Consider the following 21,250-nt stretch of genomic DNA (forward strand, 5'->3'; position numbering starts at 1 on the left):
CTCAGCCCTCTCCCGCCGCCGCGAGCGCGGCGGCCGGATCCTGGTCCGCGGGACCGGCCGGGACCCAGTGGCCGCGTTCCTTGCGATAGGGCCACCAGCGGCCGTCCTCGCCGAGCCGCAGCTGCGCCTCCGCACCCACCACCGTCCAGCGCGCCGCCCCCGCCGGCCTCAGCACCGGCCGGTCGGCGTCCTCCCAGGCATCCGCGAGCGCCGTCCTCGCCCGTGCCAGCGCCTCCGGTTCCGGTGTCCACTCCTCCTCCAGTACGGCGAGGGCGGCGGCGCCGCCGAACCGCCACGCGCGCGTGGCCGGCTCCAGCTCCGCCCGACGCCGCCCGGACCCGGTGGCGAGCCGGGACGCGACACCCGACGGCACGGACCCGGAGGCCGCCAGGCGCACCGCGTCCTGCCCGACCGTCAAGGCCCCTTCCACCGGGGTGTGCTCATGCCCCGGGGCGAGCGCCTCGGCGAGCATCCGGTGGGCCCGGATCGCCGCGTCCACCGCCAGGAACTCCAGCGCCGAAGGGTCGAGACCGGGCGCGGGGTCCGTCTCGGTGTCCAGGGCCGGTGGAACGCCCGGGACCGACGGGAGCGCCGGCGGGGCGGGCAGCGGTGGCAGGATGTCCCGCGCGGCGAAAGCCTCCCCGGCCGGCACACCGTCGGACTCGCCCCCCGAACCCTCCGCGACCGGGGCGTCGGGAGCCGCCCGCACCGCGCTGCGCTCCTGCAGCTCGTCCAGGAGCGCGCGTTCCCCGCGCCCCCGCATCAGCAGCAGCACGAACGGGTCCTCGTCCAGCAGCCGCGCCACCTGGTAGCACAGGGCCGCCGTGTGCGGGCAGTGGTCCCACGCCTCACAGCCGCACTCCGGGTCCAGATCGCCGATGCCCGGCATCAGTTCCAGTCCGGCCGCCGCCGCGTCCTCCACGAGATGCGGCGGCATCTCATGGTCGAGCAGCGCCGCGATGTGGCCCGCGCTCTCCACCGCGAGGTCGAGCAGCCGGTCCCACTCGTCCTCCGACAGCTCCTGCAGCAGCACGTCGCTGCGGTACGAGGAGCCGTCACGGTCCCGCACGACCGCCGTGATCCGCCCGGGCCGTACCGAGACCGCGCCCACCGCGCCCTCACGGGCGTGCCTGCGCCCCTTCTTCAGCTGCTGGCCGTCGAGCGCCGTGTCCTCCAGTGCCTTCAGCCAGGCCCGGCCCCACCATGTGCGGGCGAAACCGGAGCCGCCGGCCGGCGGCAGCGCCGCGAAGGTCCGTTCGTCCTCGTACCCGCTCATCGCCCGTCCCCTCTCAGCTGGACCAGGTCGGCCAGCTCGGCATCCGTCAGTTCGGTCAGCGCCGCCTCGCCCGAGCCCAGCACCGAGTCGGCCAGGGCCCGCTTGCGCAGGAGCATCTGGGCGATCCGGTCCTCGATCGTCCCCTCGGCGATGAGCCGGTGGACCTGCACGGGCTGCGTCTGCCCGATGCGGTACGCGCGGTCGGTGGCCTGGGCCTCCACGGCCGGGTTCCACCAGCGGTCGTAGTGCACGACATGCTCGGCCCGGGTCAGGTTGAGCCCGGTGCCCGCCGCCTTCAGCGACAGCAGGAAGACGGGAACCTCGCCGTCCTGGAAGCGCGCGACCATCGCCTCGCGCTCGGCCACGGGGGTGCCGCCGTGCAGGAACTGGGTCCGTACGCCCCGCGCCGCCAGATGCTCTTCGAGGAGCCGCGCCATCTGCACGTACTGGGTGAAGACCAGGACGCTCGCGTCCTCGGCGAGGATCGTGTCGAGCAGCTCGTCGAGCAGCTCCAGCTTGCCGGAGCGGCCGTCGATGCGGGGCCGGTCCTCCTTCAGGTACTGGGCGGGGTGGTTGCAGATCTGCTTGAGCCCGGTCAGCAGCTTCACCACCAGCCCGCGACGCTCCATGCCGTCGGCCTCGGCGATCGCCGCGAGTGTCTCCCGCACCACCGCTTCGTAGAGCCCCGCCTGTTCCTTCGTCAGGGAGACGGCCCGGTCGGTCTCGGTCTTCGGCGGCAGCTCGGGGGCGATTCCCGGGTCGGACTTGCGGCGGCGCAGCAGGAACGGGCGGACGAGCGCGGCGAGCCGTTCGGCGGCGGCCGGGTCCTCACCGCCCTCGACGGCCGAGGCGTACCGGGAGCGGAAGGTGCCGAGCCGGCCGAGGAGGCCGGGCGTCGTCCAGTCGAGGATCGCCCACAGTTCGGAGAGGTTGTTCTCGACGGGAGTGCCGGACAGGGCGACGCGTGCCTTGGCCCCGATGGTGCGCAGCTGCTTGGCGGTGGCCGAGTACGGGTTCTTGACGTGCTGGGCCTCGTCCGCGACGACCAGACCCCAGGAACGGCCCGCCAGTTGCTCGGTGTCCAGCCGCATGGTCCCGTACGTGGTGAGGACGAACTCGCCGTCGGCCAGGCCCTCCAGGCTCCGTGCCGGGCCGTGGAAGCGGCGCACGGGCGTGCCGGGCGCGAACTTCTCGATCTCCCGCTGCCAGTTGCCCATGAGCGAGGTGGGGCAGACGACCAGCGTGGGGCCGGCGGCGTCGGGATGGCTCCGGCGGTGCAGATGGAGCGCGATGAGCGTGATGGTCTTGCCCAGGCCCATGTCGTCGGCGAGACAGCCCCCGAGGCCGAGGGAGGTCATCCGGTGCAGCCAGTTGAGGCCGCGCAGCTGGTAGTCGCGGAGCGTCGCCGCGAGCGCGGCGGGCTGGGGGACCTCCTGCGGCCCGCCCTCGGGGTCGGAGAGGAGGGTGCGCAGCTGCTCCAGCCAACCGGTCGCATGCACCTCGACCCGGCGGCCGTCGGCCTCCGCCGTCCCGGTGAGGACGGCGCCGAGCGCGTCCACGGGCGTCATCTTGCGGTCGTGCGAGGCGCGGGCGCGGCGGACCTCCGCCGGGTCGACCAGCACCCACTGGTCCCGCAGGCGCACCACCGGGCGGCCGGCTTCGGCGAGCTGGTCCAGTTCGGCACGGGTGAGTTCCTGCTCGCCGATCGCGAAACGCCAGTTGAAGGCGAGGAGCGCGTCGGCGGAGAGGAAGGAGGGGAGCGCAGAGGAGCGCCGGCCGTCGGGGGAGTCGGCGTCCCCCTCCGGGTGCGGCGCGTCCGTCGGCGTCGGGTCGCCTCCCCGCGCACCCGGCGCGTCGGAGTCGCCGTCCGGAGGGCCGATCACCGCGCGGACCGTGAGCCGGTGGGCCAGGTCGCGCGGCCAGTGGATCTGGACGCCCGTCGCGGCGAGCGCCCGCGCGGCGGGGCCGAGCAGCTCGGTGACCTCCTCGTCCGCCAGCTCCACGGCGTCCGGGACGGCGGCCGAGAGCAGCGGGGCCAGGGGCGGCCAGGCACGTGCGGCACGGCGCAGCGCGAGGAGCGCGTCCATCCGGGCCCGGGGCTCGAACGCCCCGCCGGCGGGGCCCGATCCGGCCCAGACGTCGGCCGCGTCGGCGACCAGGGCCGGGTCCGCGACACTGTGCATCTGCAGCACCGCCCGGAATCCGGGAACCGTCCGCTCGCCGAGCCCCGGCAGTTCGAGGCGCAGGGAGAGGCGTACGCCGGCGTCGTGACCGGCCGCCACGTCCGCCGCCCACGCCCGCTGCTCGGGCATCTGCTGCGGCGCGTCGGCCGCGAAGGCGGGTCCGCCCGCGGCGAGCGGAGCCGCCGGAGTGCGCGGCAGCGTGTCCGCGACCGCGTCGACGAAGGCGCGCAGCAGCCTCTCGGGCTCGGGCAGGAGCAGCGGACCGGAACCGGGCAGCGGTACGGCATGGGCGGCGGGAGGCATCGACGCGGCGAGCGCCCGCAGCGCGGCCAGCTCCTCGGGTCCGAGGGGCCCGGCCCGCCACGCGTCGCGATCGGTGGCCGTGAGCCCGGGCAGGAAGAGTCCCTCGGCTCCCAGACGGAGGGCGAAGAGGGCGGCGGCGCCCCAGAAGGCTGCCGAGGGTGAGGAGGCGCCGGAGAAGCGGGCGCGGGTGAGGACCGGCAGGGCGTCCCGTACCGGCAGGAGGAGCGCGGGGACGGTGTGCGGCCGGACCTCGTCGGCGGCAGCGGTCACCACGGTCAGATCCTCCGAGGTCGCGGTCGGAGCGCCGGCGATCGCGAGCGGGTGATCGGCCGGGAGGTGACCGGCGGGCGGGAGATCTGTGGGCGGAAGATCGGTGGGCAGGGACCCGTCCGGGGACCAGAAGGCGACCCGGCCGGCGCGCGGCGGGTCGGAGGGCAGGAAGACGGCGGAGCAGCGGGCGAGTTCATCGGGTCTCTGGGACGGCGACAACGCATTCCTCAAATTTGACTACCGGGACCGAGCGGCCGAGGGTACCCGAACCGCACCCCTTCCCGTGAACATGATCGACGTGACCTGCCTCACGTCCCGGTCCTCGGGTCGTGGCTCCGGCACGGCACGAGGTGGAGCCAGCCTCACCCCCGCCCCCGGGAAGACCCCCCGGATCCCCCCGGGCAGACCCCCCGGAATTCCGGGGGGTGACGCCATGGCTGCGGACGATCACCGATCCGTACGTTCGAGGGAGTCCGGGCGGCCAGCGTCCGGAACCCCTGACCACGGACACGGAGACCGCCATGCCCCAGGCCACCGCCACGCTCACGGCGCCCGACCGGAGCCTTCCGGCACCCGACGGGAACAGCGCCACCAGAAGGGGTGGCGGCAGCGAGTTCGCGCCGCTGCTGCGCACCGTGAAGGAGCAGGGGCTGCTGGAACGCAGGTCCGGATGGTACGCCCGGGGGATCGCCGTGAACTTCCTCGGCCTCGCCGCCGTCGTCGCGGGTCTGGTCCTGCTCGGCCCCTCCTGGTGGGCGCTGCCGCTCGCCGTCCCTCTCGCACTGCTCTCCGCCCGGGTGGCCTTCGTCGGGCACGACGCCGGGCACTCCCAGATCTCCGGGGACCGGCGCCGCAACCGGATCATCCAGCTCGTCCACGCCAACCTGCTGCTCGGCATGAGCCAGGAGTGGTGGAACGACAAGCACAACCGCCACCACGCCAACCCCAACCACCTCGACAAGGACCCGGACGTCGCGGCCGACATCCTCGTCTTCGCCCAGCACCAGACCACGGGGCGCGCCGGATTCCGGCGCTGGCTCACCCGCCACCAGGCATGGCTGTTCTTCCCGCTGACCACGCTTGAGGGCATCGCGCTCAAGGTGTACGGCTTCCAGGCGCTGTTCTCCAAGGACGGTCCGTACAAGAACAGGCGCGAGCGGCTCGTCGAGGGCGCCCTGCTCCTCGCCCACGTGGTCGGCTACGCCACCCTGCTGCTGACCACCCTCACCGTCGGTCAGGCCCTCGTCTTCGCCCTGATCCATCAGATGCTCCTCGGACTCCACCTGGGCATGGCCTTCGCCCCCAACCACAAGGGCATGGAGATGCCCGACGCCCACCCGGACGGCGACAGCTGGGGTCATCTGCGCCGGCAGGTGCTCACCTCGCGCAACATCCGGGGCGGCCTCCTGACCGACTGGTTCCTCGGCGGGCTGAACTACCAGATCGAGCACCACCTCTTCCCGAGCATGCCGAGGCCGCATCTTCGACTGGCCCAGCCCGCCGTGCGTGCGCACTGCCGTACGGTGGGTATCCCTTACACAGAGACCGGTTTCGTCGAGTCCTACCGACAGGCGCTCGGACATCTGCACGAGGTCGGGGAGCCGCTGCGCTCGGCAGCGTGACAAGGAGGCGTCGGACATGTCGACACGGACGAAGATCGTGATCGGGGGAGTCGCCGTCGGCCTCCTCCTGATCCCCCTCATCGGATTCTGGATGTCCCTGCTGGTGATCCTCGGCGTACCGGCCGTCGCCTACCTGGCCCTCGATCCGAGCCAGCGGCGCCGACTGCGCAGGATCTCCCGCAAGGAGCTCAACCGCTGACCCGCCCCGGGCACCACGGGACACCGGCGACCTCCGCGGGTCCGTGACAGCGTCGCGGCCGCGGGGGACCGCCGACGACCGGAGAGCACCGGCGTAGGCTCGGAGAAGATCACCCGCAGGTGATCATCGGAACGGGGAAGGGGAGCTCCACCGCATGAGCAGCGCCACCGTCACCACGGTCAGCAGCAACGGCGTCTACTCGTTCACCAAGCCGAACCGGGACAGCATCACGCTGCTCGCCGGTCTGGGCGTGGAGGGCGACGTCCACGCCGGAGTCACGGTCAAGCACCGCTCCCGGGTGGCCAAGGACCCGACCGTCGCGAACCTGCGACAGGTGCATCTCATCCACTCCGAGCTCTTCGACGACGTCGCCGGAGCCGGATTCGACGTCACACCGGGAGCCCTCGGAGAGAACGTCACCACCCGGGGCATCGACCTCCTCGGCCTGCCGACCGGCACCCGGCTGCACCTCGGGGCCGAGGCCGTCGTCGAGGTCACCGGCCTGCGCAACCCCTGCGCCCAGATCGACGGCTACCGGCACGGGCTGCTGAAGCAGGTCCTCGGCAGGGACGAGAGCGGGCGGATCGTCCGCAAGGCCGGGATCATGAGCATCGTGCTGACCGGTGGCGAGGTACGGCCCGGCGACCCGATCCGGATCGAGCTGCCGGCCGAGCCGCACCGCCCCCTGGAGATGGTCTGACCGCTGACGCCCTACGGGGTCCTCAGCGCACAGGAGTTGACCACGTCACCGCCCGCCGGCCGTGCGATCGTACGGTCCGCGGGCGGAGCCGTTCCCTCCTCGACCCACTCGCGCAGCGCCGCGAACGCCGAGCGGTAGCAGGGGAGTATCGGACGCAGCCTGTCGGGATAGGTGTCGTACAGGCCGTCGGTGTGCGTGCCGTCCTGGACCGTGTAGTACCGGTGCAGTCCGCCTCGCCTCCGGTCGTCGATCATCCGCGCGTACACGTCGGAATCGGTCGCGATGGGCAGCAGCGTGTCCAGATCGCCGTGGAGGGTGATCAGCGGCTTCCCGATCCGCCCGGTCAGCGCGACCCGGGCGACGGCCCGGTGCACGGACGCCGGCCGGGAGGCGTAGTCGTACGACGCGTCGGAGGCGCAGGGGGCGAGGATCCGCTCGACCGTCGAACCGGCCGTCGCGCCCGGACACGCCGGGTCGTAGGAAGGATCGAACTCGGCCCGGAAGACCTTCTGCGTCAGCCCCCAGTACGCCTTCTCGTGGTACGGCCACAGGAAGCGGGAACCCGGCGCGAACCCGGCACCGATCAGGTCCTCGTCCGAGGCGTGGCCGAAGGTACGGGCGACGGTGACCGGGAGGCTCGTCAGCAGGTTGGGGCCGCGGGTCGTCCAGAGCACGCCCTCCCAGTCCACCCCGCCGTCGTACAGCGCCGGACGGTTCTCCAACTGCCAGCGGGTCAGATAGCCGGCGTTGGAGATGCCCGTCATGTAGGTGCGCTGGGGCGCCCTGCCGTACCGCTGCCGTACGGCCTGCTTCGCCGCCACCGTCAGCTCGGTCACCCGGCGGTTCCACTCGGCGACCGCGTCGCCCGGCCGCCGGCCGTCGGTGAAGAAGTCGGGCCCGGTGTTGCCCTTGTCGGTGGCGGCGTAGGCGAACCCCTGGGCCAGCACATGGTCGGAGATGAGCGCGTCGGTGGAGTACTGACGCCGGGTGCCGGGCGCGCCGGTGACGACCAGGCCGCCGTTCCAGTTCGCGGGGAGTCTGATCACGAACTGGGAGTCGTGGCCCCATCCATGGGTCGCGTTGAGCCGTGAGTCGTCGGGGAAGTAGCCGTCGATCTGGATTCCGGGGACGCCGGACGGGTTGCGGGTCCCGGCCGCGGCGAGGCCGGCCTGGTCGGCCATGTCGGTGTACGGGGTTCCGGCCAGACCCGCCGTCGTCAGGTCCCCGAGACAGGCCGTCTCCTGGTGCCCGGCGCCGGGCACGTGGATCCTGTGCTGCCCCGCGCACCCGGGAGGCGGGCCGGACCGGGCACCGGCGGGCGCGGCGGGACCCGCGACGGTGAACGCGGTCAGGAGCGCGACGAACAACGGAACGCCTCGGGTCAGGCGCATGGACAGCCTCCGGTGGGACGACGGAACGGGGGTGCGCCGCCACATCGTGCGGCGCACCCGTCCCGTGCGGCCATGTTCCCGGCCCACATCTCGGACCATCGGCCCATGTGGGGCCGCGGCGGCTGGGGCCGGAGCCCGGGGCTGCCGGGGGCTGCCCGGCCGAGAGTTCGGGACTCAGCGTGCCGTGTCAGCGTGCCGGCCTCGGAGCGCGGGCCTCGGAGCGCGGGGCTCACGGCTCAGAGCGGCTGGGCTCCGGGCTCGCAGCGCTGGGCCCCGGGCTCAGCATGCCCGGCTCGGAGCGCGGGGCTCCTGGTGCTCAGGACGGGCGTACCGCCATCGCGTCGAGGGCCTCCAGGAGGTCCGGCAGCTTCGGTCCGCGTGCCACCGGGAGCACCTCGCGTGGTTCGTCGTCGAGGAGGACGAAGGCCATGTCGTCGGTCCGGGCGACGAGCGACCAGCCGGGCCCGTCGGCGCGCAGCATCCGGGCGCCTTCGGTGGCGAAGCTCGATCGGACCCGCCCCACGGGCGGGGCGTCCGCCAGGTAGCCACGCAGGTCGGTGAGCGCGCGACGGACACCGTCGTACGGATCGTGGGGGAGCCCGTCCCCGTCGCCGTCTTCGCCGGGGGTGCCCGGGCTCCGGGGCGTGTCGTCCGTGCCGGTGTCGCCCTCGGGCCGTGACGCTTCCGCCCCGGAGTCCTCGGTTTCCTCGTCGTCGTCCATCCGGGCGCGCCAGGACGCCCACTGCAGCGCCACCTCGTCGGCGCCCAGCCTGCGCTGGGCGGGGCCCCAGACGGCGTCGTCCGGCGGGCTGAGCGGCGCGCGGTCGCCCTCCTCCGGCGCGGGATCGTGCGGGGCCGGGAGGTCGGGGGAGGCCGTCGCCACCGCGAGCGGCCAGCCCGGGAGCGCGGCCACGACGGAGCGCTCGTCGGGGGAGAGGTCGTACTCCATCCCGCAGTCCCACGAGGCGATGGCCACCGCGACCAGCGACACGTCGTCGATCGCGACGGTCCACCGGGCCCCCTGGCCGTCCTGCCCGAGGACGAGCCCGTAGCCCTCGGCGTACGGCTCCAGATCCAGGGCTGCGCAGGCGGCCGGGTAGTCGTCGCCCAAGGCGCTCGGGAACTGCGCGGGCGTGAGCAGCACCGCGGTCAGCACGTACAGCGCGTCGTCGTCTGCGGTAGCCACGTCAGCCTCCCCATCTGGTCGTCGGCGCACCTTAACCAGTGGGTAACCCGCGCGTCGAGAGTCTCCGGAAGGAATCTGGCACGGCCGATTCCGCACGGCTCACGCCGCCGGCGGTCCCGGCAGTCCCAGCAGCGAGCGGGCCACGGTCTGCGGCGACTCGCCGCGTTCACGGGCGAGCGCGATCACGGCGCGGCAGGCGAGCTCGTTGATGCCGAAGGAGAGGGCTTCGGGGGAGACCCAGGTGACGGCCTCGTCGATCTGGTCCTGGTCCTCCTCCACGCAGCCGACCACATAGGTCGCCGCCGCCTCGAAGAGGTTGTGCTGCCGTCGCACCGGGGGCGGTTTCGGCGGGCCGTCCGGTGCCCGTCGCGAGGCCGGCAGGAGGGCGTTGAGGAGTGCTCGCATTCTGGCCATGACCTGCCGCCTTCCCCGGACACGGCTGCCCGGCACCTCCACCGTAGACAGGGAAGTGCCGGGACAGAAGGGCGCGTTGGGCCGTGAAACGACGAAGTGGCTCAATGACGGACGGCGAGCACCAGGTAACGGTCGTCCTCGTCCACGTAATCGACCATCCGCCATCCGGAACCGGCGAGAAGCGGGCGCAGGTGGGGCTCGGCGCGCAGATCGTCGTCGGTGATCCGCCGGCCGTGGCGGGCGGCGAGCGCGGCGCGGCCGATGGGGTGGAAGAGGGCGAGCCGGCCGCCGGGGCGGACCGCCCGGGCCAGTTCGCGCAGGTTCTCGGCGGGGTCCGCCAGATGGGAGATGAGACCGGCCCCGAACACCGCGTCGAGCACCCCGTCGCCCAGCGGCAGCCGGGCGACGTCCGTGAGGAGGAGTCCGGCGGACTCGTCCCGCCCGGCGCGGACGGCCTGGGCCAGCATCTCCGGGGTCAGGTCCGCCCCGACCACGGTCCCCGTCGGGCCGACGGCCGCGCGCAGGGCCGGCAGGGCGCGGCCGGTGCCGCAGCCCGCGTCGAGCACGGCGTCGCCGGGGCGCAGCCCGAGATCGGCCACCGCCGCGGCGTAGGCCGGGCCGTCGTCGGGGAAGCGGGCGTCCCAGTCGGCGGCGCGGGGGCCGAAGAACTCCTGGACATGGGTGGGGTCATCGCTCATGCGTGCATGATGCCCCAGCCTCACGGGTGAACGTCCGGCGCGCACGTTCGAGCCAGGCACGATCGTTCTGGAACATCTCTATGTCATATTCCATCAGGTTTCGAAATGCGCCCCCGATGCGCCCCCTCGTGCGCACTAGCGTCCCTGGGTCATGGGACACCTGGACCACGCCACCTTCGGCTGGCTGACACCTGTGCTGTCGTACGCGATGGCCTGCATAGGCGCCGCCCTCGGGCTGCGCTGCACCGTACGAGCGCTCGACGCGACCGGCCGATCGCGACGCAACTGGCTGCTCACCGCCGCGTCCGCGATCGGCACCGGTATCTGGACGATGCACTTCGTCGCGATGCTCGGCTTCGGCGTGACCGGGACCGACATCCGCTACGACGTACCGCTGACCATTCTCAGTCTCCTCATCGCCATGGCCGTCGTCGGAGTCGGCGTGTTCGCCGTCGGCCACGGAGGAGACAGGATCCGCTCGCTCCTGATCGGCGGTCTCACGACCGGCGTCGGCGTCGCGAGCATGCACTACATGGGCATGGCCGCCCTGCGGCTGCACGGACAGGTGACCTACGACCCCATGCTCGTCGCGCTCTCCGTCGTCATCGCGGTCGTCGCCGCGACGGCGGCGCTGTGGGCGGCGCTCAACATCCACGCCCCGGCCGCCGTCGCGGTCGCCTCGCTGGTCATGGGAGCGGCCGTCAGCAGCATGCACTACACGGGCATGTTCGCCGTCCGCGTCGAGGTCTCCCCCTCGACGGCCGCGCTGCCCGGGGCCACGGCGATGCAGTTCATCTTCCCCCTCGCCGTGGGGCTCGGCTCCTACCTCTTCATCACCTCCGCCTTCGTCGCCCTCTCCCCGACGGCCAGGGAACGCGCCGCCTACGCCTCGGCCGAGCGCCTCACCGAGCCCGACGAGCGCGCGGTCGACGTGGCACCCCCCGGCTACCGGCCGGAACCGGCGAGCGCCGGCACAGCGAGGACAGCGGCCTCCTACGCCTACCCGGTGGGGCCCGTGGACGGCGGACGGGACCACCCTTAGCCCGCCCCGGCCCCTGGGCCGCACTCGGACGGACCGGGGCGGGAAGCCGCTCCGGTGAGCCCCGAGCGGCACCCGACCCCGTCGACCCGCGCCGAGACAGCCGCTCGCCGAACGCCGCACCGTGGCACACGCGGGACGCACACCGCACCAGGACAGACGCAGCCGGAACGAGGAGGCCATGCGAACTCCCCGCAGGACCAAGGACGCCGACGCCCCGGCGCCGCAGGCGGCGCGCGGACGGCGCGCGCACGCAGGGCCGCCCGCCGACGAACGATCGGAACCCGCACCCGCGGCCCGGCCCGACCGGGCCGATCACGCCAGGCCGGGCGGTCCGGCGCCCGGGATCCCCGCTCCGCCCCGACGCCGCGGCCTGCGCCCCAGGACCGTCCGGGCGAAGATCGTCTCGCTGCTGATGGTTCCCGTCGTGTCCCTGCTGGCCCTGTGGGGATTCGCCACCGTCACCACCGCGCAGGACATCGCCCGGCTCCGCCAGCTCCAGCGCGTCGACGCGGAGATCCGCGAACCCGTCGCCGCCGCCGTCACCGCCCTGCAGGCCGAACGCCGCGCCGCCGTGCGCCAGGTCGCCGTGCCCGGTGCCGGACGCGTCACCGAACTGAAGGAACAGTCACGGCGCACCGACGCCGCCGTCGCGCGGCTCCGGCTCGACGGCGGACACACCGTCGGCGACACCGGGGAACTTCCCCGCGACGTCGCCGACCGCATCGGGCGGTTTGTCGCCAAGGCCGAGGGCCTCGACCGGCTCCGTACCGCCGCGGCGGCCGGCGGCGCCGACTGGGAGCAGGTCTACAAGGAGTACACCGCCGCGATCACCGCCGCCTTCGCCGTCGACGGCGCGCTGAGCGGTATCCAGGACGCCGAGATCGGCTCCGACGCGCGCGTGCTGCTGGAATTCGGCCGGGCCGGCGAGATGCTCGCCCGGGAGGACGCGCTGCTCAGCTCCGCCCACCTGAGCGGAGAGTTCCCCGCCGAGAGGCTTCGGCAGTTCACCGGGGCCGTCGAGACGCGTCGCACGCTCACCGAGTCCGCCACCGCCGACCTGCGCGGATCCGAACGCGCCGCCTGGGAGAACCTGGCCGCCCAGCGCGGCTACCAGCAGCTCACGCTCGCGGAGGACCGGGTGCGCGCCGCCGCCCCCGGCCGCAAGGCCGCCCAGGCCGTGCCCGCCGCCACGTGGGACGACGCCATGGCCGTCGTACGCGGCGGGCTCGGCACCATCGAGACGGACGCCCGACACGCCGCCGCCGACCGCGCGGACCCGTTCGCCGGAGGCGTGCTCACCGCGGGCGGCGCCGCGGTGCTGCTCGGCCTCGCCGCCGTCGCCGCCTCCCTCGTCATCTCCGTACGCATCGGACGCGGCCTGGTCATCGAACTGATCAGCCTGCGCAACACCGCTCTGGCGATCGCCCGCCGCAAACTCCCCGCCGCCATGACACGCCTGAGGGCCGGCGAGGAGATCGACGTCCAGGCCGAGGCTCCGCCGGGACCCGCGCCGCAGGACGAGATCGGGCAGGTCGGAGAGGCGCTCACCACCGTCCACCGGGCCGCGCTCTCCGCCGCCGTGGAGCGCGCCGAACTCGCCAGCGGAATCTCGGGCGTCTTCGTCAACCTCGCCCGCCGCAGCCAGGTCCTGGTCCACCGTCAGCTCAACCTGCTGGACAGCATGGAGCGCCGGGCCGACGACCCGAACGAACTCGGCGACCTCTTCCGGCTCGACCACCTCACGACCCGGATGCGGCGCCACGCGGAGAGCCTGATCATCCTCTCCGGCGCGGCCCCGGGACGCGCCTGGCGGATGCCGGTCCCGCTGACCAACGTCGTACGGGCCGCCGTCTCCGAGATCGAGGACTACGCGCGCGTGGAGATGCGGCAGCTGCCCGAGACGGCCGTCGTCGGCGGCGCCGTCGCCGACCTCACCCACCTGTTGGCCGAGCTCATCGAGAACGCCGCGCAGTTCTCCCCGCCCCACACCAAGGTGCGGATCAGCGGCGAGCCGGTGGGCAACGGATACGCCCTGGAGATCGAGGACCGAGGGCTCGGCATGGGCAAGGAGAGCCTCGCCGAGGCCAACACGAGGATCGAACAGTCCGAGGCCCTCGACCTCTTCGACAGCGACCGGCTCGGCCTCTTCGTGGTCAGCCGGCTCTCCTCCCGCCACGACATCAAGGTCCATCTGCGCACCTCGCCCTACGGCGGGACGACAGCCGTCGTCCTGCTCCCCAACGACGTCCTGCAGAGCGCGCTGCCGCCGGGCAGGAGCGCACCGGACCCGCGGGCCGCCGAGGGGTCCCGCACGGACGCGGCGCACGGCTACGCACCGCCCCGCGCACCCGGCGAGCGCGGCCGTGACGAGACCGGTCCCGGCACGCCCTTCCCGCGCCCCCGGCACCAGCAGCCCGTCGCGGTGCCCCCCGCACCCTCCCAGGCGCAGCCCCTGTCCCGTCCGCCGCGCATCCCCGCCCTGGCCGGACAGCCGGAAGGACCGGGAGCGGGCTCCTCCGAGCAGCCGCCCGCCGGAGTCACCACCCTGCGTCAGCGGGGCCGTTCGGCGCCGCCGCAGACACCGCCGGACTCCGGCCCGTCGGAGGCCCCCGAGGACGGTGAGCTTCCCCGGCGCGTACGTCAGGCCAACCTCGTCCCGCAGCTGCGTGAGGCGCCACCGGCCGACGTCCCTCCCACCCCGGCCGTCCAGGGCGCGGACGACCGCACCCCGGAGCAGGTCAGGGACCGCATGACGGCCTACCGCGACGGCTGGGCGCGCGGCGGCGGAGCGGCCCCCGGCACCCGGCGCCCGCTCGGCACGGGCTCCGGAGGCGACTCCGGCGACGAGCCCACCGGCCCGGTCGGCGCCGCACAGGGCCGCGACGCCGCAGGCGAGCCCGGCCGTCACCGCGGAGAGGCCGCGGGCGGTGCCGGTGGCAGTGACCCCGCCCGTCACCACGGCACGGCCCCCGGCTCCGGCCCGGGCGGCGACCTCCACCATGACCACGACCGTGACCGCGGCCGCGACTTCGGCAGTGAAGGAGACCACGCATGATCGACCACGAGAGGATGTCCCACCACCGCTCCGGTGAACTCGACTGGCTCCTCGACGACCTCGTCGTCCGGGTCCGCGAAGTCCGGCACACGGTCGTGTTGTCCAACGACGGGCTGGCCGTCGGCTCCTCCAGCGGACTCAGCAGGGAGGACGCCGAGCACCTCGCCGCCATCGCCTCCGGGTTCAACAGCCTCGCCAAGGGCGCGGGCCGCCAGTTCCACACCGGGGGCGTGCGCCAGACGATGGTGGAGATGGACGACGGCTTCCTGTTCGTCGCCGCCGCGGGAGACGGCTCCTGTCTCGCCGTCCTCAGCTCGGTGAGCGCCGACATCGGGCTCATCGCCTACGAGATGGCCCGCCTGGTGAAGCGCGTCGGCGAGCACCTGCACACCCCGCCGCGGCTCGCCGCGACCCCGCCCGCCGCGGGCTGACCGGAGACACCATGAACGAGGACAGCACCGGAGACGGCCAGGCCGTTCCGGGCAGTCAGTGGTACGACGCGGACGCGGGGCCGCTCGTCCGCCCGTACGCCATGACCGGGGGCCGTACGAAGCCGGGTCCCAGCAACGTACGGTTCGACCTCATCGCACTCGTCGTCGTCGACGACGACCCGCCCGGCCGGGCCGAGGAGTCCTTCCTCGGCCCGGAGCACCGGGCCCTGCTCACCCTGTGCCGGGCCGAGACGCAGTCGGTGGCCGAGCTGGCCGCCGACGCCGATCTGCCCGTCGGGGTCGTCCGTGTGCTCCTCGGCGACCTCCTCGAAGCGGGCTTCGTCAAGGTCAGCCGACCCGTACCGCCCGCACAGCTGCCCGACGAACGGATCCTGAGGGAAGTCATCGATGGCCTACGAGCGCTCTGACAGCAGCACCGGTGAGGACGCCACGGCCCTCGCTCTGAAGATCCTGGTCGCCGGCGGCTTCGGCGTCGGCAAGACCACCCTGGTGGGCGCGGTCAGCGAGATCCGTCCCCTGCGCACCGAGGAACAGCTCAGCCGGGCCGGGGAGACCGTCGACGACACCGGGGGCGTCGCCCAGAAGACGACCACGACCGTCGCGATGGACTTCGGACGCATCACCATCCGCGCCGGTCTCTCGCTCTACCTCTTCGGCACACCGGGGCAGGACCGCTTCTGGTTTCTCTGGGACGAACTGTCCCAGGGCGCGCTCGGAGCGGTCGTCCTGGCCGACACGCGACGACTGGAGGACTGCTTCCCGGCGGTGGACTACTTCGAGCACCGCAAGATCCCCTTCGTCGTCGCGGTCAACTGCTTCGCCGGCGCCCGGAACTACGGTGCGCACGAGGTCTCGCGCGCGCTGGACCTGGACCGCGGCACGCCCGTGGTGCTGTGCGACGCGCGGGACCGGGACTCCGGCAAGGAGGTGCTGATCCGGCTCGTCGAGTACGCGGGCCGCATGCACACGGCCCGGCTCCTGGACTCCGTCGGGTGAGGCGGACGGGGGAGACGAGCCCTGCGGGGCGGCCGGCGAGGGGTCAGTCGGCGACGCCGCCCTGGGCGTTCACCTTCTCGATCCGTACACGGACGAGCAGTTCGCCCGGGACCCCGTTGCGCTCACCGAACTCCTCGGCGCGGTCCTCGCCCATGTAGCGGCCGCCGATGCGAGCGGCCCAGCGACGCAGCTCGGCCGGGTCCTCGCTGATGTCGGCACGGCCCCGGAGCGTGACGAAGGCGAAAGGCGGCCGGTCGTCGTCGACGCAGAGCACCACCCGCCCGTCGCGGGCGAGATTGCGCCCCTTCACGGTGTCCTTGCCGGTGTTGAAGACGAAGTCGTCGCCGTCGAGCACGAACCAGATCGGGGCGAGGTGCGGACTGCCGTCCTCGCGCACGGTCGCCAGCTTGCCGGTGCGGGTTCCCTCGGAGACGAAGTTCCGCCACTCTTCCTCGGTCATCTTTGCCATGCACCCATGGTGAGCCACGCGAGCGCCCGAGGGGTGCTTGCTCTGTCCACGACAGTGCGTAAGGCTTGCCGCGACACGCGGACCGCGGGGACTTCGGGTCGACGGGGACGCCACACACAGGGGGAAGGACCGACACATGGCGCTGGACAAGGGACTGGACTGGCTCCTGGACGACTTGACCCAGCGGGTCGAGTACATACGGCACGCGCTGGTGCTCTCGAACGACGGCCTGGTGACGGGCGCGAGCAGTGGTCTGGAGCGGGAGGACGCCGAGCATCTGGCCGCGGTGTCCTCGGGGCTGCACAGCCTGGCCCGAGGCTCGGGCCGGCACTTCCAGGCAGGGCGGGCGCGGCAGACGATGGTCGAGTTCGACGAGGCTCTGCTCTTCGTGACCGCGGCGGGCGAGGGCAGTTGCCTGTGTGTGCTGAGCGCGGCCGAGGCCGATGTGGGCCAGGTCGCGTACGAGATGACGCTGCTGGTGAACCGGGTCGGTGAGCATCTCGGGGTGGCGGCGCGACAGCCGGGCAGGGCGGGAGTCGCCGAACTCTGACGTCGTCCACAGCCGCAGGGCCGGGCGACCGGTCCGCGCGACCACGGTTGTCCACAGGCCGAGCGGGATCGGGAGGCCCGCGGCTACGGTCGTCACCGAGAGTATTCGTCGCTCACGGGGGAGACCGGTGGAAGAAGGCATGCGTGCGTTGGCACCGACACGGGCAGCGCGGGAACTGGAGCTGAGGCGCGACGAGTTCCGGCTCGCCGTCCAGTTGGGGCTGGTGAGGACGGTGCCAGGGGCCGCTTCCGGTGCGAAGGCACCGGGTGCCGCCCGGGCACCGGGCGGGCCTCACCACGTGGAGCGTGCGGAGATCGACCGGCTCAGGGCCGCACCGGACTTCCCCGGCGGGCTGCGCGATCGCGTCCGCACGGTCGGTACGACGGAGGCGGCCGCGTTGCTCTCCGTGACACCGGACCGCTTCACCAAACTGGCCAGAACAGGTCACTTCAGCCCGGTGCGCTTCTATCTGAACCGCTACCGCGCCGTGGTGTGGCTCTATCTCGCCGGTGAGCTGGGCGAGTTCGCCCTGACCCGGCAGAGCCTGCTGACGGGAAGGCTTCCGCGGGAGATCAGGGAGAGGGTCGACGGGGGCGAGGACCGCCGGCCCCGGAACTGGCGCGCCCGGCGGCTGGGGCTCCTGCTCCGCGCGACCGACGACCCCTGGGCACGGGCAGCGGCGATCGCCTCGCTCCTGGACCCGGCCCAACTGGCCGAGGTCGTCGACGACCCCCGGGAACGCGCACTCCTGGACGACCTGCGTCCGGAGCCGCCGTCCGGGCGCCCGGAGTCGGCGGCCTCCCGCGAGATCGTCGACCGACTGGCGCTGGCGGACGACCCCGACGAGATCCTCTGGCACCGCATGAGCCTGGCGATCGCCCTGCACGAGGCCCGCGCCGACCGCCGGGTCCCGCGCGCGGGCGAGGGGGTCGGGGCGGTCGCCGCCCGGCCGCCGGCGCCGCCCCGCTCGCCGACGCTCCCGCGCCGCGCAGCCACCCACCACATCCGCCGCGGCCTGCTCGACCGCCTCCTCCGCCGGAGGACGGAGACGAGGACGGAGACGAGGACGGAGAAGGCGACGGAGAAGGCGACGGAGAAGGCGACGGCCATGGCGGGGAGGGCGGCGGCAGGGAAGCCGACGGCAGCGAAGGTGTCGGCGACGAACGAAGACGGGAGGCGCGGAGCTCGGGCTGGCTAGGCGGCATCCGCTACCCGGCGGCAGCGGCAGCGGCAGGGGCACGGGCAGGAGGAAGGGGCAGGAGGAAGGGACAAGAGCAGGGACGGAGGAGGCGGGGCGGGGGGTGAGGGGGCGGGGCCGGGGCGGTCGGCGGGCGGGGAGCCAGACGTGCGGACCTGGTTGCCGTCGGGCGGGGCGGCTGCGGTGCGGCGAGATCGCGCCGGGGCGGCGCGGTGCGGGCCCCTTTGCCGTCGGGTGGTGGGGCGGCGCGGTGCGGGCCCAGTCGTCGTCGGGCGGGGCATTGCGGTGCGTGCCCGGTCGTGGTCGGTGGGGCTGCGCGGTGCGGGCCCGGTCGTCGTCGGGCGGGGTGCCCTCCGTACGGCGAGTTCGAGCCGGGGCGGGCGGGATCTGGCGCTGTGCCCGATGGCGGGTTGCCATCGGCGCGGGGGAGGATGGGCCCATGCTTCTGGCCCGTGTCGCGGACGCTTCCCACCAGGTCGCCGCCACCTCCGCCCGCTCGCGGAAGATCGCCGTGCTGGCCGAGCTGTTCGCGGAGGCCGCGCCCGAGGAGAGCCCGCTGGTGATCGCGTACCTCTCCGGGCGGCTGCCCCAGGGGCGCATCGGCGTCGGCTGGAGCGTGCTCAAGAAGGCGGTCCCGCCGGCCGTGCCGCCCGCCGCGCAGCCGACCCTCACGCTCGCGGGCGCCGACGCCGCCATGAGCGAGCTCGCGGGAGTGTCCGGCGCCGGTTCGCAGGCGGAGCGGGCCCGGCTCGTGCACGAGCTGATGGCGGGGGCCACCCGGCCGGAGCAGGAGTTCCTCCTCCGGCTGCTCTCGGGCGAGGTGCGCCAGGGCGCTCTGGACGCCATCGCGCTGGAGGGCGTCGCGCGCGCCGCGACCGTCCCCTCCGCGGAGCTCCGCCGTGCGGTGATGCTCGAAGGGTCCCTGCCCCGTGTGGCCCAGGCCGTCCTCGCCGAAGGGGCCGCAGCGCTGGACACCTTCGCCCTGCGGGTCGGCACCCCCGTGCTGCCCATGCTCGCCCACACCGCGGGCTCGGTCACCGAGGCCGTCGCCGGCCTGGGGCCGTGCGTGGTCGAGGAGAAGCTCGACGGCATCCGGATCCAGGTCCACCGCGACGGCGAACGGATCAGGGTGTTCACCCGGTCCCTGGACGACATCACCGGGCGATTGCCCGAAGTGGTCGCCCGCGCCCGGGAGATGACGGCCGACGCGTTCATCCTCGACGGCGAGGTCATCGCCCTGGACCCGGCCACCCGGCGGCCGGTGGCCTTCCAGGACATCGCCTCGCGGGTCGGGTCACGCGTCGACGTCGAGACGGCCAGCGCCACGCTGCCGCTCTCACCCGTCTACTTCGACGTCCTCGCCGCAGGAGGAGAGCCGCTCATCGATCACCCCGGCCAGGAACGCCACCAGGTCCTGGCCCGGCTGCTCCCCGAAGCCCTGCGGGTGCGGCGGTTCGTCGTCGACGACCCCGGCTCCGCCGCCCAGGTCGAGGCGGCGGAGCGGTTCTTCACCGACACCCTGGCCCGCGGCCACGAAGGCGTCCTCGTCAAGGCGCTGGACGCGCCCTACGTGGCGGGTCGGCGCGGTCGCACCTGGCTCAAGGTCAAACCCGTGCACACCCTCGACCTCGTCGTCCTCGCCGCGGAGTGGGGGCACGGCCGCCGGACCGGGCTGCTCTCCAACCTCCACCTCGGCGCCCGCGCAGCCGACGGGACGTTCGTGATGCTCGGGAAGACGTTCAAGGGCCTCACCGACGAGATGCTGCGCTGGCAGACCGAGAGGCTGGGAGAACTGGCCGTGGACGACGACGGATTCACCGTTCGCGTACGCCCGGAGCTCGTGGTCGAGATCGCCTACGACGGACTGCAGCGCTCCACCCGCTACCCGGCGGGGGTCACGCTGCGCTTCGCCCGGGTCGTACGCCACCGTCCCGACAAGTCAGCCGCCGAGGCCGACACCGTGGAGCGGGTCACCGGTCAGACGTGACCCGGCCGGTCAGTCCCCGTCCCCGTCGTCGACGTTCGTGTACCGGCCCCGGACCCAGAGCGGCAACACGTACCAGCAGACCAGGTACCAGGCGACCAGTCCGCCGACCAGCCAGGGAACGTACGTGGCCTCCGTCGCGACCCGCAGGACCAGCAGCAGGGCCGACGCCAGCGTCGCGAGCAGCAGCACGAGCCCGATGAACGTCAGCCGTGACGCCCAGACCACCGCATGGGGTTTGATGCGCCGCCCGGCCACCAGCCGGTGGAAGGAGACCGGTCCGATCAGGGCCCCCGTCGCCGCCGCGCCCAGTGACACGGTGATGATGTAGATCGTCCGGTCCGTCGCCGACAGTTCGGGGAAGCGCGTGGTGAACACGACCGTGAGCAGGAAGCCGAACAGGATCTGCACGCCTGTCTGGGCGACCCTGATCTCCTGCATCAGCTCGCCCCACCTCCGGTCGGCCCGCTCGTCCTTCGTCTCGTGGCGGCCCCGGGAGAGTTCGTCGCCCTCCGTCCGCTGTTCGCCGCCCGGCTGCATGGTCACGGAACCTCCCCGTGTAGCTCCCTCGAGGCGGGTAACCGCTCAGGGCCGACTCAATCCCGATGTTCCGGGAACGGCGGCACCGGCGCGCGTCGCCGAGGCCCCGGGCACCCCGGTCCGGACCTCGCGGGACGCCCGCCCGAGAGGGATGCTGGAAGCGTGGAATCGACCGGCCGCCTGGCCGCGAGGAGATGAGCGACGTGTACGACACGCACATCGACACCGACGTCACGGTGCAGCTGAGCGACTGCAACCGGGAGGACGCGCAGGCCGTCTTCGACGCCCTCGACCACTACTACGAGCTCGAGGACATGACGGCGCCGGGACCGCGGGCCGCCACGGCCCCCGCGGCCAACGTCTGGACGGCCACCTTCGACACGGCCGCCGGCCGCCGTGAGGAGCCGCGACCCGTTCATCTGGACGGCATGGTCGGCGCGCTGCTGACCGGTGGCTACCACGCGGTCGACGAGATGGAGAAGACGCTCGCCGCCGCCTTCGACATCCAGTCGCTGCAGTCCGTCTCCGGAGACCAGGAGACCGAGGCCCGGCTGCTGCTCGCCTCCCGCTGACGGGCGGCGAGGACCAGAACCCCTGACACCTCCCGCCGGAGGACCGGTCGCGCCGGCACACAGGACGCCCCGGGCGGAGCGGACGGGCGCCGCCCGGGGCACCGCTGTGCCCGAGCCGCCGCCGGGTGCACCGCTGTGCCCGACGACCGC

The 21,250-nt window shown here is 73.6% G+C and carries 20 protein-coding genes; 12 read left to right on the forward strand and 8 right to left on the reverse strand.

The window, feature by feature from the left end; all coding sequences use genetic code 11:
* Nucleotide 1 precedes the first annotated feature (1 nt).
* Nucleotides 2-1,276, reverse strand: a complete 1,275-nt coding sequence (locus tag AB0D99_RS07455; protein WP_362357969.1) for an SWF or SNF family helicase — start codon at nt 1,274-1,276, stop codon at nt 2-4.
* A complete protein-coding gene (locus AB0D99_RS07460; RefSeq protein WP_362357971.1) occupies nt 1,273-4,251 on the reverse strand; it encodes an SNF2-related protein in 2,979 nt (992 codons plus the stop codon). The genes AB0D99_RS07455 and AB0D99_RS07460 overlap by 4 nt, the downstream gene beginning before the upstream one ends.
* 302 nt (nt 4,252-4,553) lie before the next feature.
* Here AB0D99_RS07460 and AB0D99_RS07465 point away from each other — a divergent pair, with 302 nt between their 5' ends.
* From AB0D99_RS07465 to AB0D99_RS07475, 3 genes are all read left to right on the forward strand, one after another.
* Nucleotides 4,554-5,654, forward strand: coding sequence for an acyl-CoA desaturase (locus AB0D99_RS07465; protein WP_362357973.1), 1,101 nt, complete (start codon nt 4,554-4,556; stop codon nt 5,652-5,654).
* 16 nt (nt 5,655-5,670) lie between these two features.
* Nucleotides 5,671-5,853 carry a hypothetical protein gene (locus tag AB0D99_RS07470; RefSeq protein ID WP_329112629.1) on the forward strand — a complete coding sequence of 61 codons (183 nt, stop codon included), beginning with the start codon at nt 5,671-5,673 and terminating at the stop codon, nt 5,851-5,853.
* A gap of 154 nt (nt 5,854-6,007) precedes the next feature.
* Complete coding sequence (locus tag AB0D99_RS07475; RefSeq protein ID WP_362357976.1) at nt 6,008-6,553, forward strand: MOSC domain-containing protein; 546 nt, start codon at nt 6,008-6,010, stop codon at nt 6,551-6,553.
* 11 nt (nt 6,554-6,564) lie between these two features.
* Here AB0D99_RS07475 and AB0D99_RS07480 read toward each other — a convergent pair whose 3' ends face one another.
* The 4 genes from AB0D99_RS07480 to AB0D99_RS07495 form a co-directional block, all read right to left on the reverse strand.
* Complete coding sequence (locus tag AB0D99_RS07480; protein WP_362357978.1) at nt 6,565-7,944, reverse strand: tannase/feruloyl esterase family alpha/beta hydrolase; 1,380 nt, start codon at nt 7,942-7,944, stop codon at nt 6,565-6,567.
* Nucleotides 7,945-8,260: 316 nt separating this feature from the next.
* Nucleotides 8,261-9,130 carry a hypothetical protein gene (locus AB0D99_RS07485; RefSeq protein WP_362357980.1) on the reverse strand — a complete coding sequence of 290 codons (870 nt, stop codon included), beginning with the start codon at nt 9,128-9,130 and terminating at the stop codon, nt 8,261-8,263.
* Between the two features lie 99 nt (nt 9,131-9,229).
* Nucleotides 9,230-9,544 (reverse strand): hypothetical protein, encoded by a 315-nt coding sequence (locus tag AB0D99_RS07490; protein WP_362357982.1) that lies wholly within the window; start codon nt 9,542-9,544, stop codon nt 9,230-9,232.
* A gap of 101 nt (nt 9,545-9,645) precedes the next feature.
* Nucleotides 9,646-10,242 (reverse strand): methyltransferase domain-containing protein, encoded by a 597-nt coding sequence (locus AB0D99_RS07495; protein ID WP_362357984.1) that lies wholly within the window; start codon nt 10,240-10,242, stop codon nt 9,646-9,648.
* Between the two features lie 151 nt (nt 10,243-10,393).
* On the opposite strand from AB0D99_RS07495, the gene AB0D99_RS07500 reads away from it, so the two are divergent.
* From AB0D99_RS07500 to AB0D99_RS07520, 5 genes are all read left to right on the forward strand, one after another.
* Nucleotides 10,394-11,284, forward strand: a complete 891-nt coding sequence (locus AB0D99_RS07500; RefSeq protein ID WP_362357986.1) for an MHYT domain-containing protein — start codon at nt 10,394-10,396, stop codon at nt 11,282-11,284.
* Nucleotides 11,285-11,462: 178 nt separating this feature from the next.
* Nucleotides 11,463-14,339, forward strand: a complete 2,877-nt coding sequence (locus AB0D99_RS07505; protein WP_362357988.1) for a nitrate- and nitrite sensing domain-containing protein — start codon at nt 11,463-11,465, stop codon at nt 14,337-14,339.
* Nucleotides 14,336-14,770, forward strand: a complete 435-nt coding sequence (locus AB0D99_RS07510) for a roadblock/LC7 domain-containing protein (protein ID WP_362357990.1) — start codon at nt 14,336-14,338, stop codon at nt 14,768-14,770. Before AB0D99_RS07505 ends, AB0D99_RS07510 begins: the two co-directional genes overlap by 4 nt.
* Before the next feature lie 11 nt (nt 14,771-14,781).
* On the forward strand, nt 14,782-15,198 hold the full coding sequence (locus AB0D99_RS07515; RefSeq protein WP_362357992.1) for a DUF742 domain-containing protein: 417 nt from the start codon (nt 14,782-14,784) through the stop codon (nt 15,196-15,198).
* Nucleotides 15,179-15,787 carry an ATP/GTP-binding protein gene (locus AB0D99_RS07520; protein ID WP_362357994.1) on the forward strand — a complete coding sequence of 203 codons (609 nt, stop codon included), beginning with the start codon at nt 15,179-15,181 and terminating at the stop codon, nt 15,785-15,787. The genes AB0D99_RS07515 and AB0D99_RS07520 overlap by 20 nt, the downstream gene beginning before the upstream one ends.
* 43 nt (nt 15,788-15,830) lie before the next feature.
* On the opposite strand, the gene AB0D99_RS07525 is transcribed toward AB0D99_RS07520, so the two are convergent.
* Nucleotides 15,831-16,256 (reverse strand): PPOX class F420-dependent oxidoreductase, encoded by a 426-nt coding sequence (locus tag AB0D99_RS07525; RefSeq protein ID WP_362357996.1) that lies wholly within the window; start codon nt 16,254-16,256, stop codon nt 15,831-15,833.
* Between the two features lie 136 nt (nt 16,257-16,392).
* Between AB0D99_RS07525 and AB0D99_RS07530 the strand changes: the two genes are divergently transcribed.
* From AB0D99_RS07530 to AB0D99_RS07540, 3 genes are all read left to right on the forward strand, one after another.
* Complete coding sequence (locus AB0D99_RS07530) at nt 16,393-16,806, forward strand: roadblock/LC7 domain-containing protein (protein ID WP_362357998.1); 414 nt, start codon at nt 16,393-16,395, stop codon at nt 16,804-16,806.
* Between the two features lie 139 nt (nt 16,807-16,945).
* Nucleotides 16,946-18,004: a DUF6397 family protein gene (locus AB0D99_RS07535; protein WP_362358000.1), complete on the forward strand. Its 1,059-nt coding sequence runs from the start codon at nt 16,946-16,948 to the stop codon at nt 18,002-18,004.
* A 439-nt stretch (nt 18,005-18,443) separates the two neighbouring features.
* Complete coding sequence (locus AB0D99_RS07540; RefSeq protein ID WP_362358002.1) at nt 18,444-19,991, forward strand: ATP-dependent DNA ligase; 1,548 nt, start codon at nt 18,444-18,446, stop codon at nt 19,989-19,991.
* 9 nt (nt 19,992-20,000) lie between these two features.
* Here AB0D99_RS07540 and AB0D99_RS07545 read toward each other — a convergent pair whose 3' ends face one another.
* A complete protein-coding gene (locus AB0D99_RS07545) occupies nt 20,001-20,528 on the reverse strand; it encodes a DUF6328 family protein (protein ID WP_362358163.1) in 528 nt (175 codons plus the stop codon).
* A 194-nt stretch (nt 20,529-20,722) separates the two neighbouring features.
* On the opposite strand from AB0D99_RS07545, the gene AB0D99_RS07550 reads away from it, so the two are divergent.
* A complete protein-coding gene (locus tag AB0D99_RS07550; RefSeq protein ID WP_362358004.1) occupies nt 20,723-21,100 on the forward strand; it encodes a hypothetical protein in 378 nt (125 codons plus the stop codon).
* Nucleotides 21,101-21,250 lie beyond the last annotated feature (150 nt).

Source organism: Streptomyces sp. NPDC047971 (assembly GCF_040653355.1).
Lineage (GTDB): Bacteria > Actinomycetota > Actinomycetes > Streptomycetales > Streptomycetaceae > Streptomyces.